This window comes from Flavobacterium bomense (assembly GCF_003970355.1).
In genome coordinates, this window is record NZ_RYDJ01000019.1 from 1 (window position 1) to 19,597 (window position 19,597).

17 protein-coding genes, 1 tRNA gene, 1 pseudogene and 1 riboswitch are annotated in these 19,597 nt (G+C 33.6%); of the genes and pseudogenes, 7 read left to right on the plus strand and 12 right to left on the minus strand.

What is annotated here, in order from left to right:
* Positions 1–80 precede the first annotated feature (80 nt).
* Positions 81–233, minus strand: a pseudogene (locus EKL98_RS18610) (site-specific integrase); the annotation flags it as partial.
* A 6-nt stretch (positions 234–239) separates the two neighbouring features.
* Between EKL98_RS18610 and EKL98_RS13615 the strand changes: the two are divergent.
* From EKL98_RS13615 to EKL98_RS13635, 5 genes are all read left to right on the plus strand, one after another.
* Positions 240–455, plus strand: a complete 216-nt coding sequence (locus EKL98_RS13615; protein ID WP_199740704.1) for a hypothetical protein — start codon at positions 240–242, stop codon at positions 453–455.
* Between the two features lie 328 nt (positions 456–783).
* Positions 784–850: riboswitch (Fluoride riboswitch) on the plus strand.
* Between the two features lie 30 nt (positions 851–880).
* Positions 881–2,191: a voltage-gated chloride channel family protein gene (locus tag EKL98_RS13620; RefSeq protein ID WP_126562881.1), complete on the plus strand. Its 1,311-nt coding sequence runs from the start codon at positions 881–883 to the stop codon at positions 2,189–2,191.
* A 3-nt stretch (positions 2,192–2,194) separates the two neighbouring features.
* Complete coding sequence (locus tag EKL98_RS13625) at positions 2,195–2,536, plus strand: hypothetical protein (RefSeq protein WP_126562882.1); 342 nt, start codon at positions 2,195–2,197, stop codon at positions 2,534–2,536.
* On the plus strand, positions 2,530–3,108 hold the full coding sequence (locus tag EKL98_RS13630) for a phosphatase PAP2 family protein (protein WP_126562883.1): 579 nt from the start codon (positions 2,530–2,532) through the stop codon (positions 3,106–3,108). Before EKL98_RS13625 ends, EKL98_RS13630 begins: the two co-directional genes overlap by 7 nt.
* A gap of 131 nt (positions 3,109–3,239) precedes the next feature.
* Positions 3,240–4,328, plus strand: a complete 1,089-nt coding sequence (locus EKL98_RS13635; protein WP_233589441.1) for an MFS transporter — start codon at positions 3,240–3,242, stop codon at positions 4,326–4,328.
* 225 nt (positions 4,329–4,553) lie between these two features.
* On the opposite strand, the gene EKL98_RS13640 is transcribed toward EKL98_RS13635, so the two are convergent.
* From EKL98_RS13640 to EKL98_RS13675, 8 genes are all read right to left on the minus strand, one after another.
* The gene (locus EKL98_RS13640; RefSeq protein WP_126562884.1) at positions 4,554–6,989 is read right to left on the minus strand and encodes a TonB-dependent receptor domain-containing protein; all 2,436 of its coding nucleotides are present in this window, start codon (positions 6,987–6,989) and stop codon (positions 4,554–4,556) included.
* The gene (locus tag EKL98_RS13645; protein WP_126562885.1) at positions 6,970–8,337 is read right to left on the minus strand and encodes an HTTM domain-containing protein; all 1,368 of its coding nucleotides are present in this window, start codon (positions 8,335–8,337) and stop codon (positions 6,970–6,972) included. The genes EKL98_RS13640 and EKL98_RS13645 overlap by 20 nt, the downstream gene beginning before the upstream one ends.
* A gap of 2 nt (positions 8,338–8,339) precedes the next feature.
* Entirely contained in the window at positions 8,340–9,455 is a 1,116-nt protein-coding gene (locus tag EKL98_RS13650) for an imelysin family protein (protein WP_126562886.1), read from the minus strand.
* 70 nt (positions 9,456–9,525) lie between these two features.
* A complete protein-coding gene (locus tag EKL98_RS13655; RefSeq protein WP_126562887.1) occupies positions 9,526–10,758 on the minus strand; it encodes a DUF4856 domain-containing protein in 1,233 nt (410 codons plus the stop codon).
* Between the two features lie 348 nt (positions 10,759–11,106).
* Positions 11,107–11,355, minus strand: a complete 249-nt coding sequence (locus tag EKL98_RS13660; RefSeq protein WP_126562888.1) for a hypothetical protein — start codon at positions 11,353–11,355, stop codon at positions 11,107–11,109.
* Between the two features lie 221 nt (positions 11,356–11,576).
* Entirely contained in the window at positions 11,577–12,824 is a 1,248-nt protein-coding gene (locus EKL98_RS13665) for a site-specific integrase (protein WP_126562889.1), read from the minus strand.
* A 272-nt stretch (positions 12,825–13,096) separates the two neighbouring features.
* Positions 13,097–13,171: transfer RNA gene (locus tag EKL98_RS13670), tRNA-Val, on the minus strand.
* Between the two features lie 85 nt (positions 13,172–13,256).
* The gene (locus EKL98_RS13675) at positions 13,257–14,477 is read right to left on the minus strand and encodes a bifunctional folylpolyglutamate synthase/dihydrofolate synthase (RefSeq protein ID WP_126562890.1); all 1,221 of its coding nucleotides are present in this window, start codon (positions 14,475–14,477) and stop codon (positions 13,257–13,259) included.
* Between the two features lie 129 nt (positions 14,478–14,606).
* On the opposite strand from EKL98_RS13675, the gene EKL98_RS13680 reads away from it, so the two are divergent.
* Together EKL98_RS13680 and EKL98_RS13685 are read left to right on the plus strand one after the other, a co-directional pair.
* Positions 14,607–15,302, plus strand: a complete 696-nt coding sequence (locus EKL98_RS13680; protein WP_126458687.1) for a MotA/TolQ/ExbB proton channel family protein — start codon at positions 14,607–14,609, stop codon at positions 15,300–15,302.
* Between the two features lies 1 nt (position 15,303).
* On the plus strand, positions 15,304–15,699 hold the full coding sequence (locus EKL98_RS13685) for an ExbD/TolR family protein (RefSeq protein ID WP_126458690.1): 396 nt from the start codon (positions 15,304–15,306) through the stop codon (positions 15,697–15,699).
* Positions 15,700–15,917: 218 nt separating this feature from the next.
* Here the strand turns inward: EKL98_RS13685 and EKL98_RS13690 are convergent, their stop codons facing one another.
* From EKL98_RS13690 to EKL98_RS13700, 3 genes are all read right to left on the minus strand, one after another.
* Positions 15,918–16,817 carry an energy transducer TonB gene (locus EKL98_RS13690; protein WP_126554877.1) on the minus strand — a complete coding sequence of 300 codons (900 nt, stop codon included), beginning with the start codon at positions 16,815–16,817 and terminating at the stop codon, positions 15,918–15,920.
* 414 nt (positions 16,818–17,231) lie between these two features.
* Complete coding sequence (locus EKL98_RS13695; protein ID WP_126451759.1) at positions 17,232–18,458, minus strand: Glu/Leu/Phe/Val dehydrogenase dimerization domain-containing protein; 1,227 nt, start codon at positions 18,456–18,458, stop codon at positions 17,232–17,234.
* 67 nt (positions 18,459–18,525) lie between these two features.
* Entirely contained in the window at positions 18,526–19,596 is a 1,071-nt protein-coding gene (locus tag EKL98_RS13700) for an anhydro-N-acetylmuramic acid kinase (RefSeq protein WP_126554879.1), read from the minus strand.
* Position 19,597 lies beyond the last annotated feature (1 nt).

The window sequence follows — 19,597 nt, forward strand, 5'->3', positions numbered from 1 at the left end:
TTTTGCGGACTTGTTTCATAGGCTAAAATTAAGATTATTTCTTAACTTAATGTGATGGCTAAGTTAGCATGTCCAGATGTTTAAATGGAATTTACTTTCACTAATTCATTTGTGGATCCTTTTGCGAGATTGAATTTGTTTCTTAAAATTATCATATCCTCGCTCACTTTTTTATCCAATATTTTAGCGTAATGTTGGGTAGTTTGTATATTTTTATGACCAAGCATTTTTGAATGTTGATGCTAGGATGGATTAGTAATGTTTCCGACAAAAAAGATACTGCAACAGCAATCGGAACCTATTCAGGTTTTCAAAGTATTTGTACCATGTTAGCGAGTTCATTAGCAGGTTTAATTTGGTATCAATTTGGTGCAAATGCTACATTTATAATTACTGGAATAGCAACAGTTTTTATTAGCATTTACTTCTTATTTTTTGTGAAAAATCAAACATAGACAAATTTAGGAGTGTATGGACTTTTCTTAACATTTCTATTTTTACCTTCTTATTTCCTTTTATTTATCTTCACAGGATCAGCTCTTGGAATTGGAAGTTTTGAAATTCTTGGAGGTTGGATAATCGAAATGGGAAAATATGTATTAAGGAACAAATACAAAATGTGCAATTTAGAGAAGTTTACAGACCAACAGATGGATTTATTTTAAAAGGTGGGATAAAAGTGAGATTTTTTTTTGTTTCAAATGTTGCTCAATAAGGAAATAAATTGACTTTTAATTAATCAAATATAAAATTTGCTAAAAATAAAATAAGCATTACTTTTACAGCTCAATAGGAAATGGTGTTCTTCCTAATCCAACCGCCCTAAAAAGCTGATGACGCCTGATTAATAAATTATTTAACTAATTTAATCAGGATAATTATGTCTTACAACAAACAAAAAAAGTCATTCAGCAAAACAATCCAATTTCAAGTGTTTTTTAGAAAATATCCTGCAATACCCTATATAACTAAATGGTTTTTAATCAGCTCTATAATTGGTATTTGTGTGGGTTCTGCTTCCGCTGGTTTTCTTGTTTCTTTAGATTGGGTAACCTCTTTTAGAGAAAGCCATCTTTGGCTTATTACCTTTTTACCAATTAGTGGATTACTTATCGGTTTGCTTTATACTTATTTTGGCAAGGACATTGAAGCAGGTAATAATCTATTGCTTGACAGTATACACAACCCAAAAGAAACTATTCCTTTCAGAATGGCTCCATTTGTTTATCTCGGCACTATTGCTACTCATTTTTTTGGAGGTTCAGCAGGTCGAGAGGGAACGGCATTACAAATGGCTGGAGCGATTGCAGACCAATTTACGAAACCTTTTAAACTCAATATAAATGAGCGTAAAATATTGCTTATTGCCGCTATTTCTGCTGGTTTTGGCTCTGTTTTTGGAACTCCATTAGCTGGAGCAATTTTTGGGTTGGAAGTTTTCTTAATTGGGCGAATACGTTATAATGCCATCTTTCCCGCATTTGCTTCGGCAATTCTTGCCGATTTAGTTACTAATTTGTGGCAAGTAAAACATACACACTATCATATTGATTTTATACCCCACATTTCATTACTTCCCATTCTTTACAGTATAATGGCAGGAATAGCTTTTGGCTTATGTGCGGCTTCATTCAGTAAAATTATCCAAACAACTACCACTTTTTTTAAAACTAAAATCGTTTACCCTCCACTTCGTCCATTTATAGGCGGAATTATTGTTGCATTAGCTGTTTTAATAATTGGGACTACAAGGTATATAGGTTTGGGAATTCCAACAATCTTGCAAGCATTTGATGAGCAATTACCGATGTATGATTTTGCCCTGAAAATGGCTTTCACTATTATAACGCTTTCAGCAGGTTTTAAAGGAGGTGAGGTAACACCATTATTTTTTATAGGTGCAACTTTAGGGAGTGCATTGTCCTTATTTATCCCACTGCCAACAGGACTTTTAGCAGGTATGGGATTTGTCGCTGTTTTTGCTGGAGCAACAAATACCCCTTTGGCTTGTATGCTAATGGCAATAGAGATTTTTGGTGTCGAATGCGGTATTTATGCAGCAATAGCTTGTGTGGTTTCTTATCTATTGTCAGGACATAACAGTATTTACAATAGTCAAGTGATCGGTGAAGTAAAACATTCTCAATTTGAAAATCATTCTGGAAAAACAATTAATGAAGCTAAAAATTAAAATATGGAAAATAACAGAACTATATTAAGAATAGATTTTGATTATAGTCATACGGTAAAAGAACAATCTTTTTGGAAACGCCTTTGGAGTAGTATCTTGAGTTACGTATTTTTCAAAAAATTCAATATGAAACAACCTAATCTGTTTACTTCTAAATCAGGGTATTTGAATTGCGAAACAATTAAAATTTATAATTCTGAATTACTCTCCTCGAAAAATCCGATGTGTTTAGATCTGATTGACAATGATAAGAATATCAAAATGTTTATTCAGCAAAGTAAAGAGCTGTTAGAATCCACAATGATTGTTTTAGTAAATCCAAACTCCAAAATAATAAAATGCTAGAGAAGATAAATCAAATAGACACAAAACTGTTTCTCTTTTTAAATGGAAAACACAATTCCTTTTTTGACCCCATTATGTATTGGGCGAGCCACAAATGGTTTTGGCTGCCATTCTATGTGTTTTTAATATTTATAATAATTAGAGAATTTCATAAAAAAAGTGTTTACATACTAATTGGTATAGGAATATTAATTACTCTTTGCGATCAGACTGCCTCTAATCTTATAAAAAGTTCAGTGAAGAGGCTAAGACCATCTCATGAGCCGGCATTACAAAATCTAGTTTATTTAAGTAAGGCTGGACCTGGAGGAAAGTATGGTTTTATTTCTTCACATTCTGCAAATGTTTTCGGTTTGGCCACCTTTTTAATTTTACTGTTACCTGCAAAATATAATTGGTTAAAGATAATTTTATTGTTTTGGGCAATCCTTGTCGCTTATAGCCGTATTTACAATGGCGTACATTATCCACTAGATGTAATAGTAGCTATGTTTTTAGGAATATTTTATGCTATTATAATATATTTTTTCTTGAATAAAATTTTAATTACAAAATCAAATGAAGTTGTTTAATTATATTTCTAAAACCGTTTAGGTACTTTCTTTACTCAATTTATTTACTAATGCAGCAAGTAAAATGCTTTACCCAACAATGCCGATTTATTTAAAAACAATCGGATTTTATATTGTATTAATCGGTGTTTTTGGAAAATTTTGCAGAAGCTTTGGTAGGTTTAAGCAAAGGATATTTCGGAAAATTATCGGACAATTCCGGAAAACGTGTTCCGTTTGTTCAACTCGGTTATGTTTTAAGCACTATTTCAAAACCAATGATGGCAGTTTTTACTTTTCCGCTTTGGATTTTCTTTGCGCGAGCTATTGACCGTTTCGGGAAAGGAATTCGCACTGGTGCAAGAGAAGCTATTTTATCGGATGAGGCAACATCAGAGAACAAGGGAAAAATCTTTGGTTTTCATCGATCAATGGATACTTTTGGAGCAGTTATCGGGCCAGCATTGGCATTAGTGTATCTATACTTTTATCCACAGGATTACAAAACACTTTTTTATGTCGCTTTTATTCCTGGGCTACTTGCTGTATTGGCTTCCTTTTTTTTGAAAGACAAAACGAAAGCCTATCCAATAGAAAGAAAACCGACACCTTTTTTCTGCTTTCTAAATTATTGGAAAACAAGTCCATTACAGTATCGAAAATTACTAATCGGGTTACTGGTATTTACCTTATTCAACAGTTCCGATATTTTCTTGTTACTAAAAGCAAAACAGGCAGGATTAAATGATACAGCAGTAATCTGGGTTTATATTTTTTACAATTTAGTTTATGCGCTTTGCGAATTTCCAGTAGGAATTTTTGCAGACAAAATAGGATTAAGGAAAATGTTTGTTTTTGGGCTTTCTTTATTTGCAATCGTATATTTTGGGATGGCTTTTAGTACTAATATTTATGCTATTGCAATGCTGTTCTTTATTTATGGAGTTTATGCAGCAGCAACTGAAGGGATTTCCAAAGCTTGGATTAGTAATATTTCCGACAGAAAAGATACTGCAACAGCAATCGGAACTTATTCAGGTTTTCAAAGTATTTGTACCATGTTAGCGAGTTCATTAGCAGGATTAATTTGGTATCAATTTGGTGCAAATGCCACATTTATAATTACTGGAATAGCAACAGTTTTTATTAGCATTTACTTCTCATTTTTTGTGGAAAATAAAAAAACGAAAATTAAATCGCATAAAGAAAATAAAAAAGCCTCGTTTATTCCGAAATTTTAGGACTTTTAAGAGAGGTTTATTTTTGATTTGACTTTTTTGTAAAATTGTCTATAAATGTTAAATTTCATAAGGTTTTTGATGTGAGTTGTTTATATTTTATTACACAACTTCTTGGATTAAAGATCAATTTCGATGTGGATTTAGCATTTCAAGACTTTTTTCATTCAAAAAGGAAAACAGGTAAAAAATGCTGATTGGATTCTCAATCAGCATTTTTTTTAAACATTAAAAAACAAACTCAAGCGTAGTATAAAAAGTTCTAGCATCCGAAGGAATGATTCCGGGACCTGGATAACCGGTCGCTCTTCGTGTAAAATAACTATTGTTAGTAAAATTGGTGATTCCAGCTTCCAGTTTCCAGTTTTTCCATTTGTAGGAAGTTGAAAAATCAGCTACGTAATAAGCCGGAATTTGACCAAAAATGCCATACGTATTGTCATTTGCATCTGTTTTACTGTTGTTTGCTTCCGTAAATTGAGAAGATACATAGGTAAATTGTACACTCGAAATAAAATTTTTATATCCAATTCCTGTCCCCGTTTTTATATTGTATAGCGGCACGAATTCCACTTTATTCCCTTCAATATTAGGTGCGTCCGATTTTAAATATTCCGAATCTGTAATAGCGATATTGGAGAATACATTCCAAACAAAGTTCTCTTTTTCTTTGAAAAAAGTTTTATTCAAACTCCAATCAAACATCGTTTCGAAACCATAAGTTACGGCAGTTCCTATATTGTCCCGAAATCTTACAATTGCCGCTGAACCATTGGGGTTTCTGGTTTCATATTCGCCTATTTTGTCATCATAATACAATCCGTATATACTGGCATCAAAAGTTACTTTATCTCCTAATTGTCCGCGTACTCCGATATCTGATGTATAGCCTTTTTCGTCCGTAATATTTTCATCAATCACTTGACTTGGGCTTACGGTTCGAATATCGTTGAATGTTACCGAACGATAGTTTTGTGAAATATTCCCATAAAACTCTATTCTATTCAATGGTTTATAACTTAATCCTATACCTAATAAAACAAAATTTCTGTCTTTTATATTATTCTCAAACTTGGTTTCATCTAAAATTACATTTCCGGCTAAATCCAGATTTATTTTTCGATAAGAACCTTCTGCTTGTGTTTTTATTTTTTCAAATCTAAAACCAGGTGTTATTGAGAAATTATGTGTTATCTTAAATATATTTTCTCCAAAAACAGATACATTCAAGTTGGGATACGTATAGTTGGATTGATTTTGATAAAAAGGGAATTCAGTATAAGCAACGTTAAAATTGGCATCACTACCCGAACTTCCCGGACCTTGAATTCCTGAATTTTTGGATTGATAATATTTGGCTCCAATTAAAAAAGCACTGGTATTTTCTTTTATTTTGTACCGTTTTAAAAATCGTGCTTCTGCTCCCCAATTGACAAATTTACCTACTATTAAATCTCTTTCCGTTCCTACTACATCAGGATTAGAAACCCTATTAGAACGATAACCAACTGCTTTTCGACTAGCATCTAACCCAAATAATTGCAATGAAAAATCGGCATTAGCATTAAATTTATGTTTTAATCGCAATGCATATAAATTCCAATTTACAGCAAACCAATTTCGGGTTCTATTGCTTTGTGTAGGGTTTTCGTTAAACATCACATCAGTTAATCCGCCGGCTTGTTGGGCTAAATAATTAAAATATGTGTAGTCAAAATGCAATGATGTTTTATCGTTGAGCTGATAATTTAGATTTCCAAAATAGTTTTTGCTTTCAAATTCAGAATTGGTTCTAAAACCATTTCCTTGTTTGTAATTATAAAAGGTGTAGTAACTGAATTTATCTTTTGTACCGCTTAATGAAGTAAAATTGGTAAACAAACCATAAGATCCAATGGTATTTCTTGTTGCGAACTCAAATGGTTTTTTGCTGGGTGTTTTTAATTTAAAATTAACTAATCCACCAAATTGCGTTCCGTATTGTAAAGATGCTGCGCCGCGAACTACTTGTATTTCTTCTAATGCTTCGGTAGGTGTGGCATAATAACTTTCAGGATAACCCAGAACATCAGCACTTATGTCATAGCCGTTTTGACGGGTATTAAAATTCGATGTTCTGTTTGGATCTAATCCTCGTCCACCAATACTTAATTGCAAACCGCCATCGGAACTTTCGTTGATTGTTAATCCTACAACTTGCGCGAATATTTGACGTGCATTATTGGTTGCCTTGTTTGCCGTTAGTTTGTTTAATGAGATTACTTCGGTTTTCTTTCCGGCATAAATGGCCGTTTCATCAATATCTTTTAATTTATTGAGTGCAAATATTTTTTCCTTTTGTGTATTGATAACTACTTCCGAAAGGTTGGTGATTTTATCCAAAACAATAACAATGCTTTCATCAGATGTTGAAACTGTTTTTTCTAAAACAGCATAGTTTTCTTTGTAAAAAACAAGTTCATAACTCCCTGACTTGTCTAATTCGATTGAAAACTCTCCTTTAGGATTAGATAAATATTTAGTCCCGGAAGTTTTATTATATACTTCAACGAAAGCTAGTATTCTACCATTGTCAGCTTTAGTTATTCCTGAAATTTTATATTGGGAAAAACTATTTATGGTAAATAATAAAAGTAGAATGCAACTAAAATCCTTTAATTTCATCGTTAAAAGGTAATATCCACGTTTTGTGTTTGAAAGTTTCATTTTCTTTGGCTAAATTTATTATTGGATTGATATATTTTTGACTTAATCTTCCGTTGAGAGCAACGTAGCTTTGTACTCTGACTTCGGGTTCTTGAATGCCTTTTTTTTGGTAATAATCATGTAAAAAATGTGCGTATTCCAAAATAAAATCCGGTTGGAACGACATTTGCTTTTCCTGAAAAGTGGTTAAAAAATGACTGTTATTTATCATTATATTTTCTTTCGTTTTCGCATCGGTAACAATAAATTGGGTATAACCGGCTTTTTCCATAAGCATCACGCGCCACGAAAACCGAAAACCTTCTTCTGTCCAAAATAATTCGTCCGGAAACAATAAATATCGAAAAGGAAACAGTAACTGAAAAGCTAAAAAACAGGTTAAAAAGGCTATTTTTGTTTTATAAATCCCATTGAAATTCTGAATTTTTTCTTTTCCGTTCTCAAAAACAGTTATACTGAAATTGAATAATTTTGAAATAATTTTTAAACACTTTTTATGAAAATCTGCATCAAAAAAGAGTAATGAACTTACAATCATTATATACGGAAAAACACCAATGGGGAAAAGAATTTTAGTCAGAATATGAAAGACTACCACTAAAACAAAAGCAAATAATCGGGTTCTCTTATACAGTAATAAAAAAGGAATACTTAAATCGTAAATCATCCCCGTCCAGCTAAATACATAGTGCACCCAATTCTCGTTTAATAAAGAACCAATTAAGGGTAAATTTGAATTATTGGGCAACCAGATTTTGAGCGGCATCGCTTCAAAAAGCCAGTCGGAATTGAGTTTTGCCAAGCCTGCATAAAAATATACAATACCTAACAACAATTTTAAAATATCAATAGTCCAACTCGGGATTTTCTGATGGGCAATTTTAGGGTTCCTATAGGCATCAATTGAAAAATAGGCATTTGCCGGTAAAAATATCAGTATAAAACTCACAACCGTAATAAAATAATAATGGTTCAGGTATGTGGTTTTATCCATAAATTCAATGTAGGTAAAGCTCAGGAAAAAGGTAATGATCGATAATTTATATTTGTATCCAATGGCTACAAATAAAGCAGCTAAACCTGAAATAAGAAATAATAAATAGGTATAATTCCCTAGCGGTTTAACCCACTCAAAGCCATAATACGTAAAGTGAAATTGGGGTTGGATATAAAATTTATCAATCCAACCATAACTTACAAATCGTATTAGACTTAAAACCATCATAAAGCCAAACGCTAGCCTAAAAAAAGCTAGCGTTGATGCCTCTGAATATTTATTTAGATATTTTGTTATACTAAAACCCATAATTAATCGCCATCGCCATCTACATAATCAATAGTGATATTTAATGCTTGCATCATATCTAGTTTTGTGTAGATTACATTTTGCTGTAAAGCATCATAAGCGGCAATCATTTTTGAATTATCAGTATTTACTTGCTGAGAAAAACTGTTGTTAAGTGAATTGTTTACTGTATAAATAGTAGCAAATTGATTGTTTATAATATCACTTAACTTCTGATTGTTTCTAATAGCATTTAAAAAATCTAAATACGTTTTTAGACCTTCGCCAGTTGTAGTACTATTGAAATGTTTTCCATTAAAAAAATCTTGTTGTGCTTTTATTGAAACATTCAACAACTCTTTAGAAATATCATTTTTATAATACCCTTCTACTTTTTCTGGAAATTTGGCGCCACTTGAAAAAACACCTGCTGGAATTCCTAATTTACCCGTACGAATATCTTTTTCAAGATTTTTTACAAACAAATTTGTTGTTTTATTCACTGAACTACTTACCGAAGTCCCATTGTTAGCTATATAACTATTTCTAAATACTGAATTCCAATTGATTACAACTGCATCAGCATTAGTTTTTAGTTTGCTAACAACAACTGTTAAATACTGCTTGTAATTTGCAGCATTTGCATTTGTAGCATAAAAACCAACAATTGACGCATCATTTGCACCCAATCCATTTACTAAATAATCCAATGCCGGAAAACCTTGTTTGTCAAATTGAGACAACAATTCCAGATTATAAGTTCCGGATGAAATATTTGATTCTATACCGATTGTATTTGTTGGATAGGTATTGGAAGCCATATTAAGATTAATCTCCTCCGCTTTACCCAAATTATACATTGATATATATTGATATGCCTTGTAAGCCTCTAACCAAGAAGTTCTTAGAATTTGAAGATTTGCTTCAGTTGGAGTTGCAACAAAAGTATTTGTGCTAGTTACCAATATTTGTACTTTCGCTTGATAATTTACATAACTTGGAACAATAATATTATCAGCCCAGTTGGTTAAAAGTGCTTTTCTATCGAAATTATCCCCGTCCGTATTGTTTTCACCATCATTTGATGAGCAAGCTAAAAATACGGCAACAAAACTTAAAACTAATAATATTTTTTTCATATTCTTAAAAATTTAAGCAAAAGTACAAAAGCAAGAGGGTTAATTTCTCTTACTTTGTTTTTTTACTGAATTAATTTACTGTTGTAGCTTGAGCAACTGTAAACCCAAGTTTTGTTGCAATTTGTGTAGATATGGTATCTAATTTTGCTCCTAAAGTATCTATAGCCCACAAACCGTTTGTTCCGCTTACCATAGAAGCTAGCATTGTATCTACCTCTACTTTTGTAAAATATGGACTATTTGTTCCTGGTTTATTTGTATAACGCAGTGACATAATAAAGCCGTAAGCTTCAGATAAAGCGTGGAAAGCTTTTGCTCCCTTATCAGTTGCTAATTTACCTTTTCCTTCTTGTAAATAAAATACAGCTCTCACTGCAGGAACTATAGCTAACTTTGATTTGATAATATCAATTTGAGCGTCACGAACTTTATAATCATTAGCTACGATTGCAGCTCTACCTTTACGGAAAGCCAAGTCAATATCTGCTTTAAGAGTATTAAAATCAGTATCGGCATTAACTTGATTGATATAACTACTCCAGAATTTAAAAACATTTGGAGTAACCGTTAAATTATCTGCACCATAAATATAGCCATAAGCTTCATCCCAATTATGCTCCATTTCAGTATAACTCTTTCCAGTTAACAATACTTTGTTCGTGTTGTCAACTTTATTAGTACCGCCATCAAGCTTGTTTAGACTTAAATAATTATTAGCTATTTGATCCATAAAGCAAGCCCCCATCATTCCTTTTAATAATACTTGTTGTGGCACTAATCCATTTGCTGCAAATAAGCGCTTGCTTGTTCCATCTAAATAAACACCTGCAACACCCGCAGAAGCAGTTGCTCCTTGACTAGCAGCATCACCATTGTCAAATTGGGTTTCAAATAAATCACGAACACTTACTTGTTCAGCTATTGAACCACCACCAAGATATAATGAAAAATAATCTTTTGAAGCAGCCGTTTTATCTTTTAATTGTTTCCCTGAAGCGTTTAAACCTGTTCCAGTAAAACGGTTATTTACATTAGCATACATGTCTGATAGTACTGCATCATCAGCGACAGTTCCGTTTGTTGCGGCTGTACTAAAATATTTCCCCATCTCATCAAGCATTAATAAACGGCTCGATTGCCCTGAATAATCTACAGAAGTTACGGCGTTTCTTTCGAATGTGTAAGTTGCCGGAACAGTATAATTATAGGTTTCTTCAATTGGTGCGTTATCATCATTTGAACATGAAGCAAACGCTAATAATAAAATTGGGAATGCGGAAAGAGATAATTTTTTAAAGTTCATTTCAGTTAATTTAGATTGAATTAAAATAATTTCCTGCAAATATAAAACCTAAAACTTAACAAACAAATTTTTTATTTAAATTTATTCTAAATAAAATTTAACGCTTTAACAAGCAAGAGGCATCCCAATTACTGATGAATATGCTAACCCGATAACTAAACTAGGTATTTATATCACTTGTTTAATGATTTTTGATATTTGTAAAATTGACGAAAATGCGACTGAAGAATTAGAAACATTATCGCAAGAGGTTAGAAACTACATAATAGGAATTTATAATACAATAAAGAAAATATGAAACCTCCCGCTAAGGGTGACTGTTGTGCAATTCATTTCAAATTATATCTACTATTTCTTTTGCATAAGTTCAATTTCTGCGTGCTGCTGTTTCATTTTTTCATTATATAGTTTTTGTCTTTTTTCGAAAGTGACTTGTTGCTGTTGGAGTTCTTTGTTTATTTGGACAAGTTTTTTTTTCAAAGCCAGAGTTTTATTGTGATTATAAATCAAGAGAGCCAATAATGATGTAATACTTAAAAAATAAAAACGATATTCCAATATTACATATTTTAGTGTTGAAATTGTTTTTGATAACATATTTTAAGAGTTTAAAATGTTCTTTTGGGAAAAATCAGGGACTAAGATAAATGTACTAAAGATCGCAAAAGAAAGGCTGTTTTCTTGCAACGTATATTTATATCTGAGCTATTTATGATGTTTGCCTTTCTCAGATAGTAATTTTAAAAATATTTTTTAATTGTCTAAATTGAACTATATTTTCTATGCATATCATGGGATAAATTAGACTAGCAAAAATTCTAATTAGTCTTATTGATAATTTTATCATTGTTGTAGATTGCCATTTTGTTTCTTAAAACCATCATATCCTCACTTACTTTTTTATCTAGTATTTTGGCGTAATGCTGGGTTGTCTGTATATTTTTATGACCAAGCATTTTACTTACGGTTTCAATTGGTACTCCATTTGTAAGCGTTACAGATGTTGCGAAAGTGTGTCGAGCCATGTGAAAGGTTATTTCCTTTGGAATATCGCATAAGTCTCCAATTTCTTTAAGATAGCCATTCATTTTCTGATTGCTCAAAATAGGTAAAATGCTGTCTTCATTTAAACATTTAGGATGGTTGGCATATTTTTGAATGATTTCTTGGGCAATTGGCAGCACTGGAATTTTTGACTTGGTATCTGTTTTTTGGCGATTTTTGAAAATCCATTTTTCGCCATCGATGCCTATTGCTATGTGGTCTTTCTTTAGTCCTTTAACATCGATGTAAGCTAAACCGGTATAGCAAGAGAATATAAATATGTCACGAACTAATGATAGGCGCTCGGAAGAGAATTTTTTAGAATAAATTCTCTGTATTTCTTCTTCTGTCAAAAAATCTCTTTCCACTTCTTTCATTTTACCTTCATACCGGCTACAGGGGTTTTTATCCAGCCAATCATTGTCTAAACAGATTTTAATTATTTTCCTGAAATTTCTAACATATTTCACAGCAGTATTGTTATTGCATTTTTTAACGCTTCTCAAGTAGAATTCAAATTCAGTCACAAAAGCATAATCAATTTTATCAATTCGAATATCAGACATTTGATATTTCCACATTATAAATTCCTGAGTATGTTTCAATGAAATTTTAAAACGTTCTAATGTACCATAAGCGTAGCCATTCCCTATAAGTTCTTCTATTTTATCATTGTGGTTTTGATAAATCGGAATCAACATTCTTTCTCGTTGATGGGTTCCTAATATTCTGGATTTGAAATTCTCCAGGGATAAATCTTCATTTTTATGAAGTAACTCCATTTGAATATTAAAAACTTTAGATTTCATCAAATCAAGATAGTTATTTAATGTTCTAGCTTCTTCTGAACTACCTTTCATTTTAGATAGTTCTGGTGACCATTTGCTTTTTTCAATGAATTTTTTGGAACTGAATTCTAAACGTTGCCCGTCAACTGTTAACCGAATATAAATTGGTAATTGTCCAGTTGCATTAGCTTTTGTAGTTTTTGCATAAATATGCAAGGTGATTTTTGCTTTCATGGTAGTGACCTTTTAATTAGTATTCAATTTAATTTTCTAATTGATAGCAAGCAAGATGTACATATTCTGAACAAGTAGTAAACTTGTTGTTAGTACGACTGTTTGCTGGACTTAAGAAGATTTAGCGAGACCCTAAATTTTGAAATTTGAAGGGTCTCGATTTTGTCCCTTAAGAATTAAGATTGAATGAATAATTTGAAGTATGCCCAAAAGAAAAAACCCTATAAATCATAAGATCTATAGGGTTTTGAAACCATTTGTTTGTAAACTTGTGGGCGATGAGGGGTTCGAACCCCCGACCCCCTCGGTGTAAACGAGGTGCTCTGAACCAGCTGAGCTAATCGCCCTAAACAATTTGGTTACTTTCGTTTCCGTTATTGCGTGTGCAAATATACGCCACTTTTCTAGATTTGCAAGTAAAAACCAAAAAAATTATAAAATTTCTGCTACTACAAAGGTGCTTCCACCAATGTATATAAAATCAGTTGCTCCGGCATTTTTCAGTGCGGCATGATAAGCTTCTGAAACAGAATTGTATACTTGGCCTTTTAGGTCAAAGCTGGCCGATTTTTGTTTTAGAATTAGAACATCCAGCCCACGAGGAATATTGGGTTTGCAGAAATAATAAATTGCTTTTTTAGGAAATAAAGGCAGGATTTCATTTAAATCTTTGTCATTTACAACTCCCAAAACAATATGTAATGCTTCAAAAGTTTGTTTTTGGATTTGATTCAACACAATTTCCAGTCCATTTTTGTTATGTGCAGTATCGCAAATAACTTTGGGGAATTCTCTTAATTGTTGCCACCTTCCCTGCAGTCCGGTATTTTTCACCACATTCAATAAGCCGGATTTTACATTTTCAGAAGTGATTTTAAATTCGTTCTGATTGTTTAAAACGGTGATGGTTTCTAATACTGTTTTTTTATTGTGCCTTTGATAATCGCCAATTAAATCAGAGGGATAGGTTTCTGAAATTAAATCAGCAGCAAAATAGATTTCCGAATTGCATTCTTTGGCTTTAGCCAAAAAAACAGGTCGGGTTTCAGGAGTGTATTCTCCTATTATCACGGGAAGGTTGGGTTTGATAATTCCCGCTTTTTCAAAAGCGATTGATTCAAGTGTGTTGCCCAAAAATTGCGTGTGGTCCAATCCTATATTGGTAATCACCGAAACTAATGGAGTGATAATATTGGTAGCGTCTAATCGTCCGCCCATTCCCACTTCTATAACAGCGATGTCTACTTTTTCTTTGGCAAAATAATCGAAGGCTAAACCAACGGTCATTTCAAAAAAACTCATGTCATTGGATTCAAAAAAATGTTTGTGTTCATGGATGAAATTAGTAACAAATTCCTCGGAAATATCCTTTCCACTAATTTTTATACGTTCCCTAAAATCCTTTAAATGTGGGGAAGTGTACAAGCCAACTTTATACCCAGCTTCTTGAAGTATGGATGCCAACATGTGCGAAGTAGAGCCTTTTCCATTAGTTCCCGCAACATGAATGCATTTTATTTTTTCTTGAGGATTGTCAAGATGTGCTGTGAGTAAATGCGCATTGGTTAAATCTTTCTTGTACGCCGAGGCGCCCTGAAGTTGGTACATCGGGAGCTGGTTAAACATCCAATTGGTGGTTTCCTGGTAGTTCATTTTTGTAATAAAATAGTAATTGTTTGAAATATTTTTCGTTTTTTTTAGTTTAATAGTACATCGAAAAGTATCTTTAGTGCAAAATTGAAATAATTTTTAGAATTAATGATTAAAATACAATAATATTATATGTTTAGTTTTATACAATTACAGGCCGACACGATTACCAACGCTGCTTCAAACGTAGTTATTGAAAAAATTGCTTCAAATGCCGAAATATCCACTTTAGGATTCCTTTTAAAAGGGGGCGTGTGGCTTATCCCAATCGGGATTCTATTATTTTACACTTTTTATCTTATTATAGAACGCTATTTGTATATCAATAAAGCATCAAAAATTGATACTCTTTTGATGCGCGATGTACGTGATAATCTTAATTCAGGGAATCTTGATTTAGCTCGATCTATTGCAGAACGAAATAATACGGCTTCAGGAAATATCATAAAAGAAGGAATCCTGGTTATTGGGCGACCAATTATTGAAATTGAATCTAATATGGATCGTGCTGCAGATATCGAAATAGGAGAAATGGAAAAGCAGTTAGGTCACTTAGGCCTTATAGCCGGAATCGCACCTACGTTAGGGTTTGTTGGAACTATTTCTGGAGTAATTAAAATATTTTATAGTATTTCAGTTACTGAAAATATTAGTATCGGTAATATTTCCGGGGGATTGTATGAAAAAATGATCAGTAGTGGTGCGGGCTTAATCGTTGGTATCATTGCCTACAGCGGATATCATATATTAAACGGCAAGATTGATAATTTTGCTTTAAAAATTCAAAAACAAATCCTGGAGTTTGTAAATATTATTCAAAGATCGTAACATGTCTATAAAACGAAAAAGAAGATTTCATGCTGAGGTAGCCACATCGTCATTAAGTGATATTATGTTTTTCCTGTTGTTGTTTTTCTTGATTATATCAACGTTGGCAAATCCTAATGTGATCAAGATGACCTTGCCAAAAGCTCAGGCGAACGAGAAAACAAATAAGCAATACATTAGTTTATCTGTCACTGAGGATAAAAAATTCTACATAGACAAGCAGGCGGTTTCCTTTGAAGAACTCGAAACAACCTTGATGTCTAAGATGAATTTAGAGAAGGACCAAACGGTTATTGTTCGTATTCCATTCAATTTGCAAGTGCAAGACTTAGTTGATGTACTGCAAATAGGAGTCAAAAACAATTTGAAGTTTGTGATTGCTACCAGTCCAAAGTAATACTGTCATTTTATTTACAGGATTATTTGGGCGTGACCGTAATAGAAAAAGGGGCTAATCAGCATAGTGTTGATTAGCCCCTTTTTCTATTGCGGTCGGGCTATCCGCAGTACTTCGGTACTTGCTACTATCCCTTACGCAAAGTTGTATCTCTGATGTTACGCAGTTGTCATTACTTTATTCCTCGCAATGATAAAAAGATACGCTTCCTAATTGCTCTAATTCAAATTGAAATTGTAAACAATTTTACCGACTTGTTTTTCCGGGGCATCGCTGCTGGCATCCCATCTCGTGCTCATTGCTGCAATTCGGGCTTGGTCTAATAAACATTTTGCGGTATTCGTGGTTCCTCTAACACCAGCAACGGCATTTACTGTCCGTCCGGATCTGTCTACAGATACTTCAACTACAACTTTGCCTTGTTCATTACACGTATATTTTGGTGCGGGTTTAGAAACAGCTTTTCTGTTTCCTAACGAATATCCCACTCCGCCGCCAGAGCCACTTCCGGTTCCACCCCCGCTTCCGGAACCATAGCCACTGCCAGTTCCTATTCCGCTTCCAGTACCGTTTCCGCCGCCTGTTCCTCCTCCAGAACCACCCGTTCCATAATAACCGTTTGAACTCAGGCTTCCGTTTGCTTTTCCTTTGTTTCCGGCTACTTTGTCATCGCCATCTCCGCCTTTATTGGAGCCTTTCATGAAACTGGATAAAGCATTATTGGTATTGTTAGAAACTTTAGGTTTTACAACTACTGGTTTTGTTGCTTCTTTTATAACTACTGTTGGTTTTTTAGTTTTTTCTTTTGTCGGAATCACAACACTTTCTTCAGTGCTGTTTTCCTGAGATAAAATAGCTTCCTCTGGAGTTGATTTAGCAGGCGTTTGTCTGGTTTGGTTTTTTACCTCCAAAACTTCGCTTTTATAATTCGCACCCGAACCTAAATCGCTGTCGCCAAAATTTACTGTAACGCCACCACCACCGCCGCCACCAGCAAGTTCATCCATGTTTGCAGGAGGCCAGAAACGGATAAAAAATAAAATTAACAACATTGTCGCATACAAAAGAATGGATAGTGCTAACGATTTCTTTTGATCTGATAAAATGGTGAAACTCATTTGTGTTTTAAATTTAAAAAAGTGTATTACTAAAAAACGTTGAAAAGTACTAAAAATTGTTAAGAGTAAAAAGCTACTGCCGGAATATAAATTAGGATTGCTTCGCTTAAAGTCAGAAATGTGAAAAAGGATCAAACAGATTATAAAATCTGATTAATCCCAGTTCCGATAAACATTAAAGAAGAACCCGTTGGGTGTAATTAATAGAAATTTCAATTAATTCTAAATAAAAAAATTGAACCTCATAGAAACATAGAAAAAAAGAGTCATATAGCCCAATTCTTGAGTTCACCTAGCCATGGTTTTTACTAAAAAGTGAAACGCCTTCCATAAAGTAAAAATCTATGTTTCTATGTGGTTAAAAAATTAAACAAATTGAATTACACCCAACGGGTTAAAGAATACGATTGTATTTTAAGTAAGCTGCTTCAATGCTATTTCAAAAGCAGTGGCGCTTATATTTGTTCTACTTGGATTCAAATTATGCGCTTTTTCAATCGCTTTTTTAATAATTTCTGAAGTGTCTTGAAAAATAGCTTCATCCGTCATTTGTACTTTCTTTTCCATGAAATAAGCAAAAACACGAGCCATACCACAATTAGAAATAAAGTCAGGAATCAAACTCACTTTATGATCTACATCTTCCATAATTGGACCGAAAAATATTGCTGTGTCAGCAAAGGGAACATTTGCACCACATGAAATTACTTCAAGCCCATTTGCAATTAAGCTGTCAATTTGAGATTGAGTGACTAATCGCGAGGCGGCACATGGAGTGAATATTTCAGCACCGATTGTCCATATTTTTTGATTGATTTCTTCAAAAGGAATCATGTTTTCGGCCACCAGTTTGTTTCCGTCTTTGGCCAAAAATAAAGCTCTAATTTCTTCAAAAGTGAATCCTTCTTCCTTTATTAATCCACCATCTCTGTCGATAATACCAATTACTTTAGCACCCATTTCGGCTAAGTAAAATGCGGCAGCTGAACCGACATTTCCAAAACCTTGTACGATTGCTTTCTTTCCTTTTACATCGCCACCATAAATCGTGTAATAATTACGAACGGCTTCGGCAACGCCATAACCTGTAATCATATCAGCAATAGTATATTTTCTGGAAACATCTGGTGAGAATTTTGGATTTTCAATCACTTTCACCACACCCTGACGCAATTGTCCAATTCTGTTGATTTTATCTGCTTCTGTCGGTTTGAAGTGACCGTTGAAAACGCCTTCTTGAGGATGCCAAACGCCACATTCTTCCGTCATGGGAATTACTTCATGAATTTCATCCACATTCAAATCGCCACCGGTTCCGTAATAGCTTTTCAATAATGGAGAAACGGCTTTATACCAGCGTTGTAAAACGCCTTTTTTTCTTGGATCATTCGGGTCAAAATTAATTCCAGATTTAGCGCCGCCAATAGCTGGCCCGGAAACCGAAAATTTCACTTCCATGGTTTTTGCCAGAGACAACACTTCATTCATATCCAGCCCTTTTCTCATACGAGTACCGCCACCGGCAGCGCCACCACGTAGCGAATTGATGACTGTCCATCCTTCAGCTTCAGTTTCAGCATCTTTCCAATGGAAAACTATTTCAGGTTCTTTATTTTCGAATTTCTTTAATAAATCTTTCATTTGTTGCGATATATTTAATTTTGGCAAATATAAAAAATAGAATAATGTGAAATCTGTATTTTTAGTTTTATTTTGGAGAATAAATAATTCCCGAACTGTGATCTGATTTTGCACCTGTAACGCTGCTCAATACATTTATTTCGCCTCGTAATTTTAAAACGCCGAGTAATGCAAAAATCAACGCTTCTTTAAATTCCAGAATTTTAGTTGATGGAATAATAATTTTCATTTCCGGTAAATGACATTGAATGCGCTCCATCAGAAAATCATTGTAAGCGCCACCGCCAGTTATGAAAAGGCTTCCTTTTTTATTGGGTAAAGCCACCGCAATTTGCAGCGCCACGTGTTCCGTGAACGTGTGTAATTTGTCTTTTATGGGAATGGAATAGCTTTCTATAATAGGTAAAACGGTTTCTTTCACAAATTCAAAACCCAACGATTTAGGATGTTTCTTTTGGTAAAAATCCAACGCATTTAATTCCTGTACTAAATCTTTGTTGCAAATTCCTGTTTTCGAAATACGGCCTTTGTCATCATAATCTAATCCCAGTTGATTGGCATAAAAATTCAAAACAGTGTTTACCGGTGAAATATCAAAGGCAATTCTTTTGTTGTTTTGTTCAAACGACACATTCGAAAAACCGCCTAAATTCATGCAATACTCGTATTCAGAAAATAAAATGCGGTCGCCAATAGGAACCAAAGGGGCACCTTGACCTCCCAATTGCACATCCTGAATTCTGAAATCACAAACAACCGTTTGGCTAATTAAAGGGGCAATTTCCGGCAAATTTCCAATTTGAAGTGTGAATCCGTTTTGGGGTTGGTGCAAAATAGTATGGCCGTGGGAACAAACGGCATCGAGATTTTTTATTTCATGTTTTTCGATGAAATCAGAAATGATAGCAGCCAGAAGTTGCGTGTAATCTTGGTTTAATTTTTCGAGAGCAGTTTCAGAAAAACCGACAGCTATTTTCAATTTGTTTAACCAATCAATGCTATACGGAACTGTTTCGGATTCCAGGATTTGAAAGTCCCATTCATTGTTTTTGACAGTAAAGACAATATATGCCAAATCTACGCCGTCCAGTGAAGTTCCGGACATGACTCCTATAATTGTATACTTTTCTTTAAACATT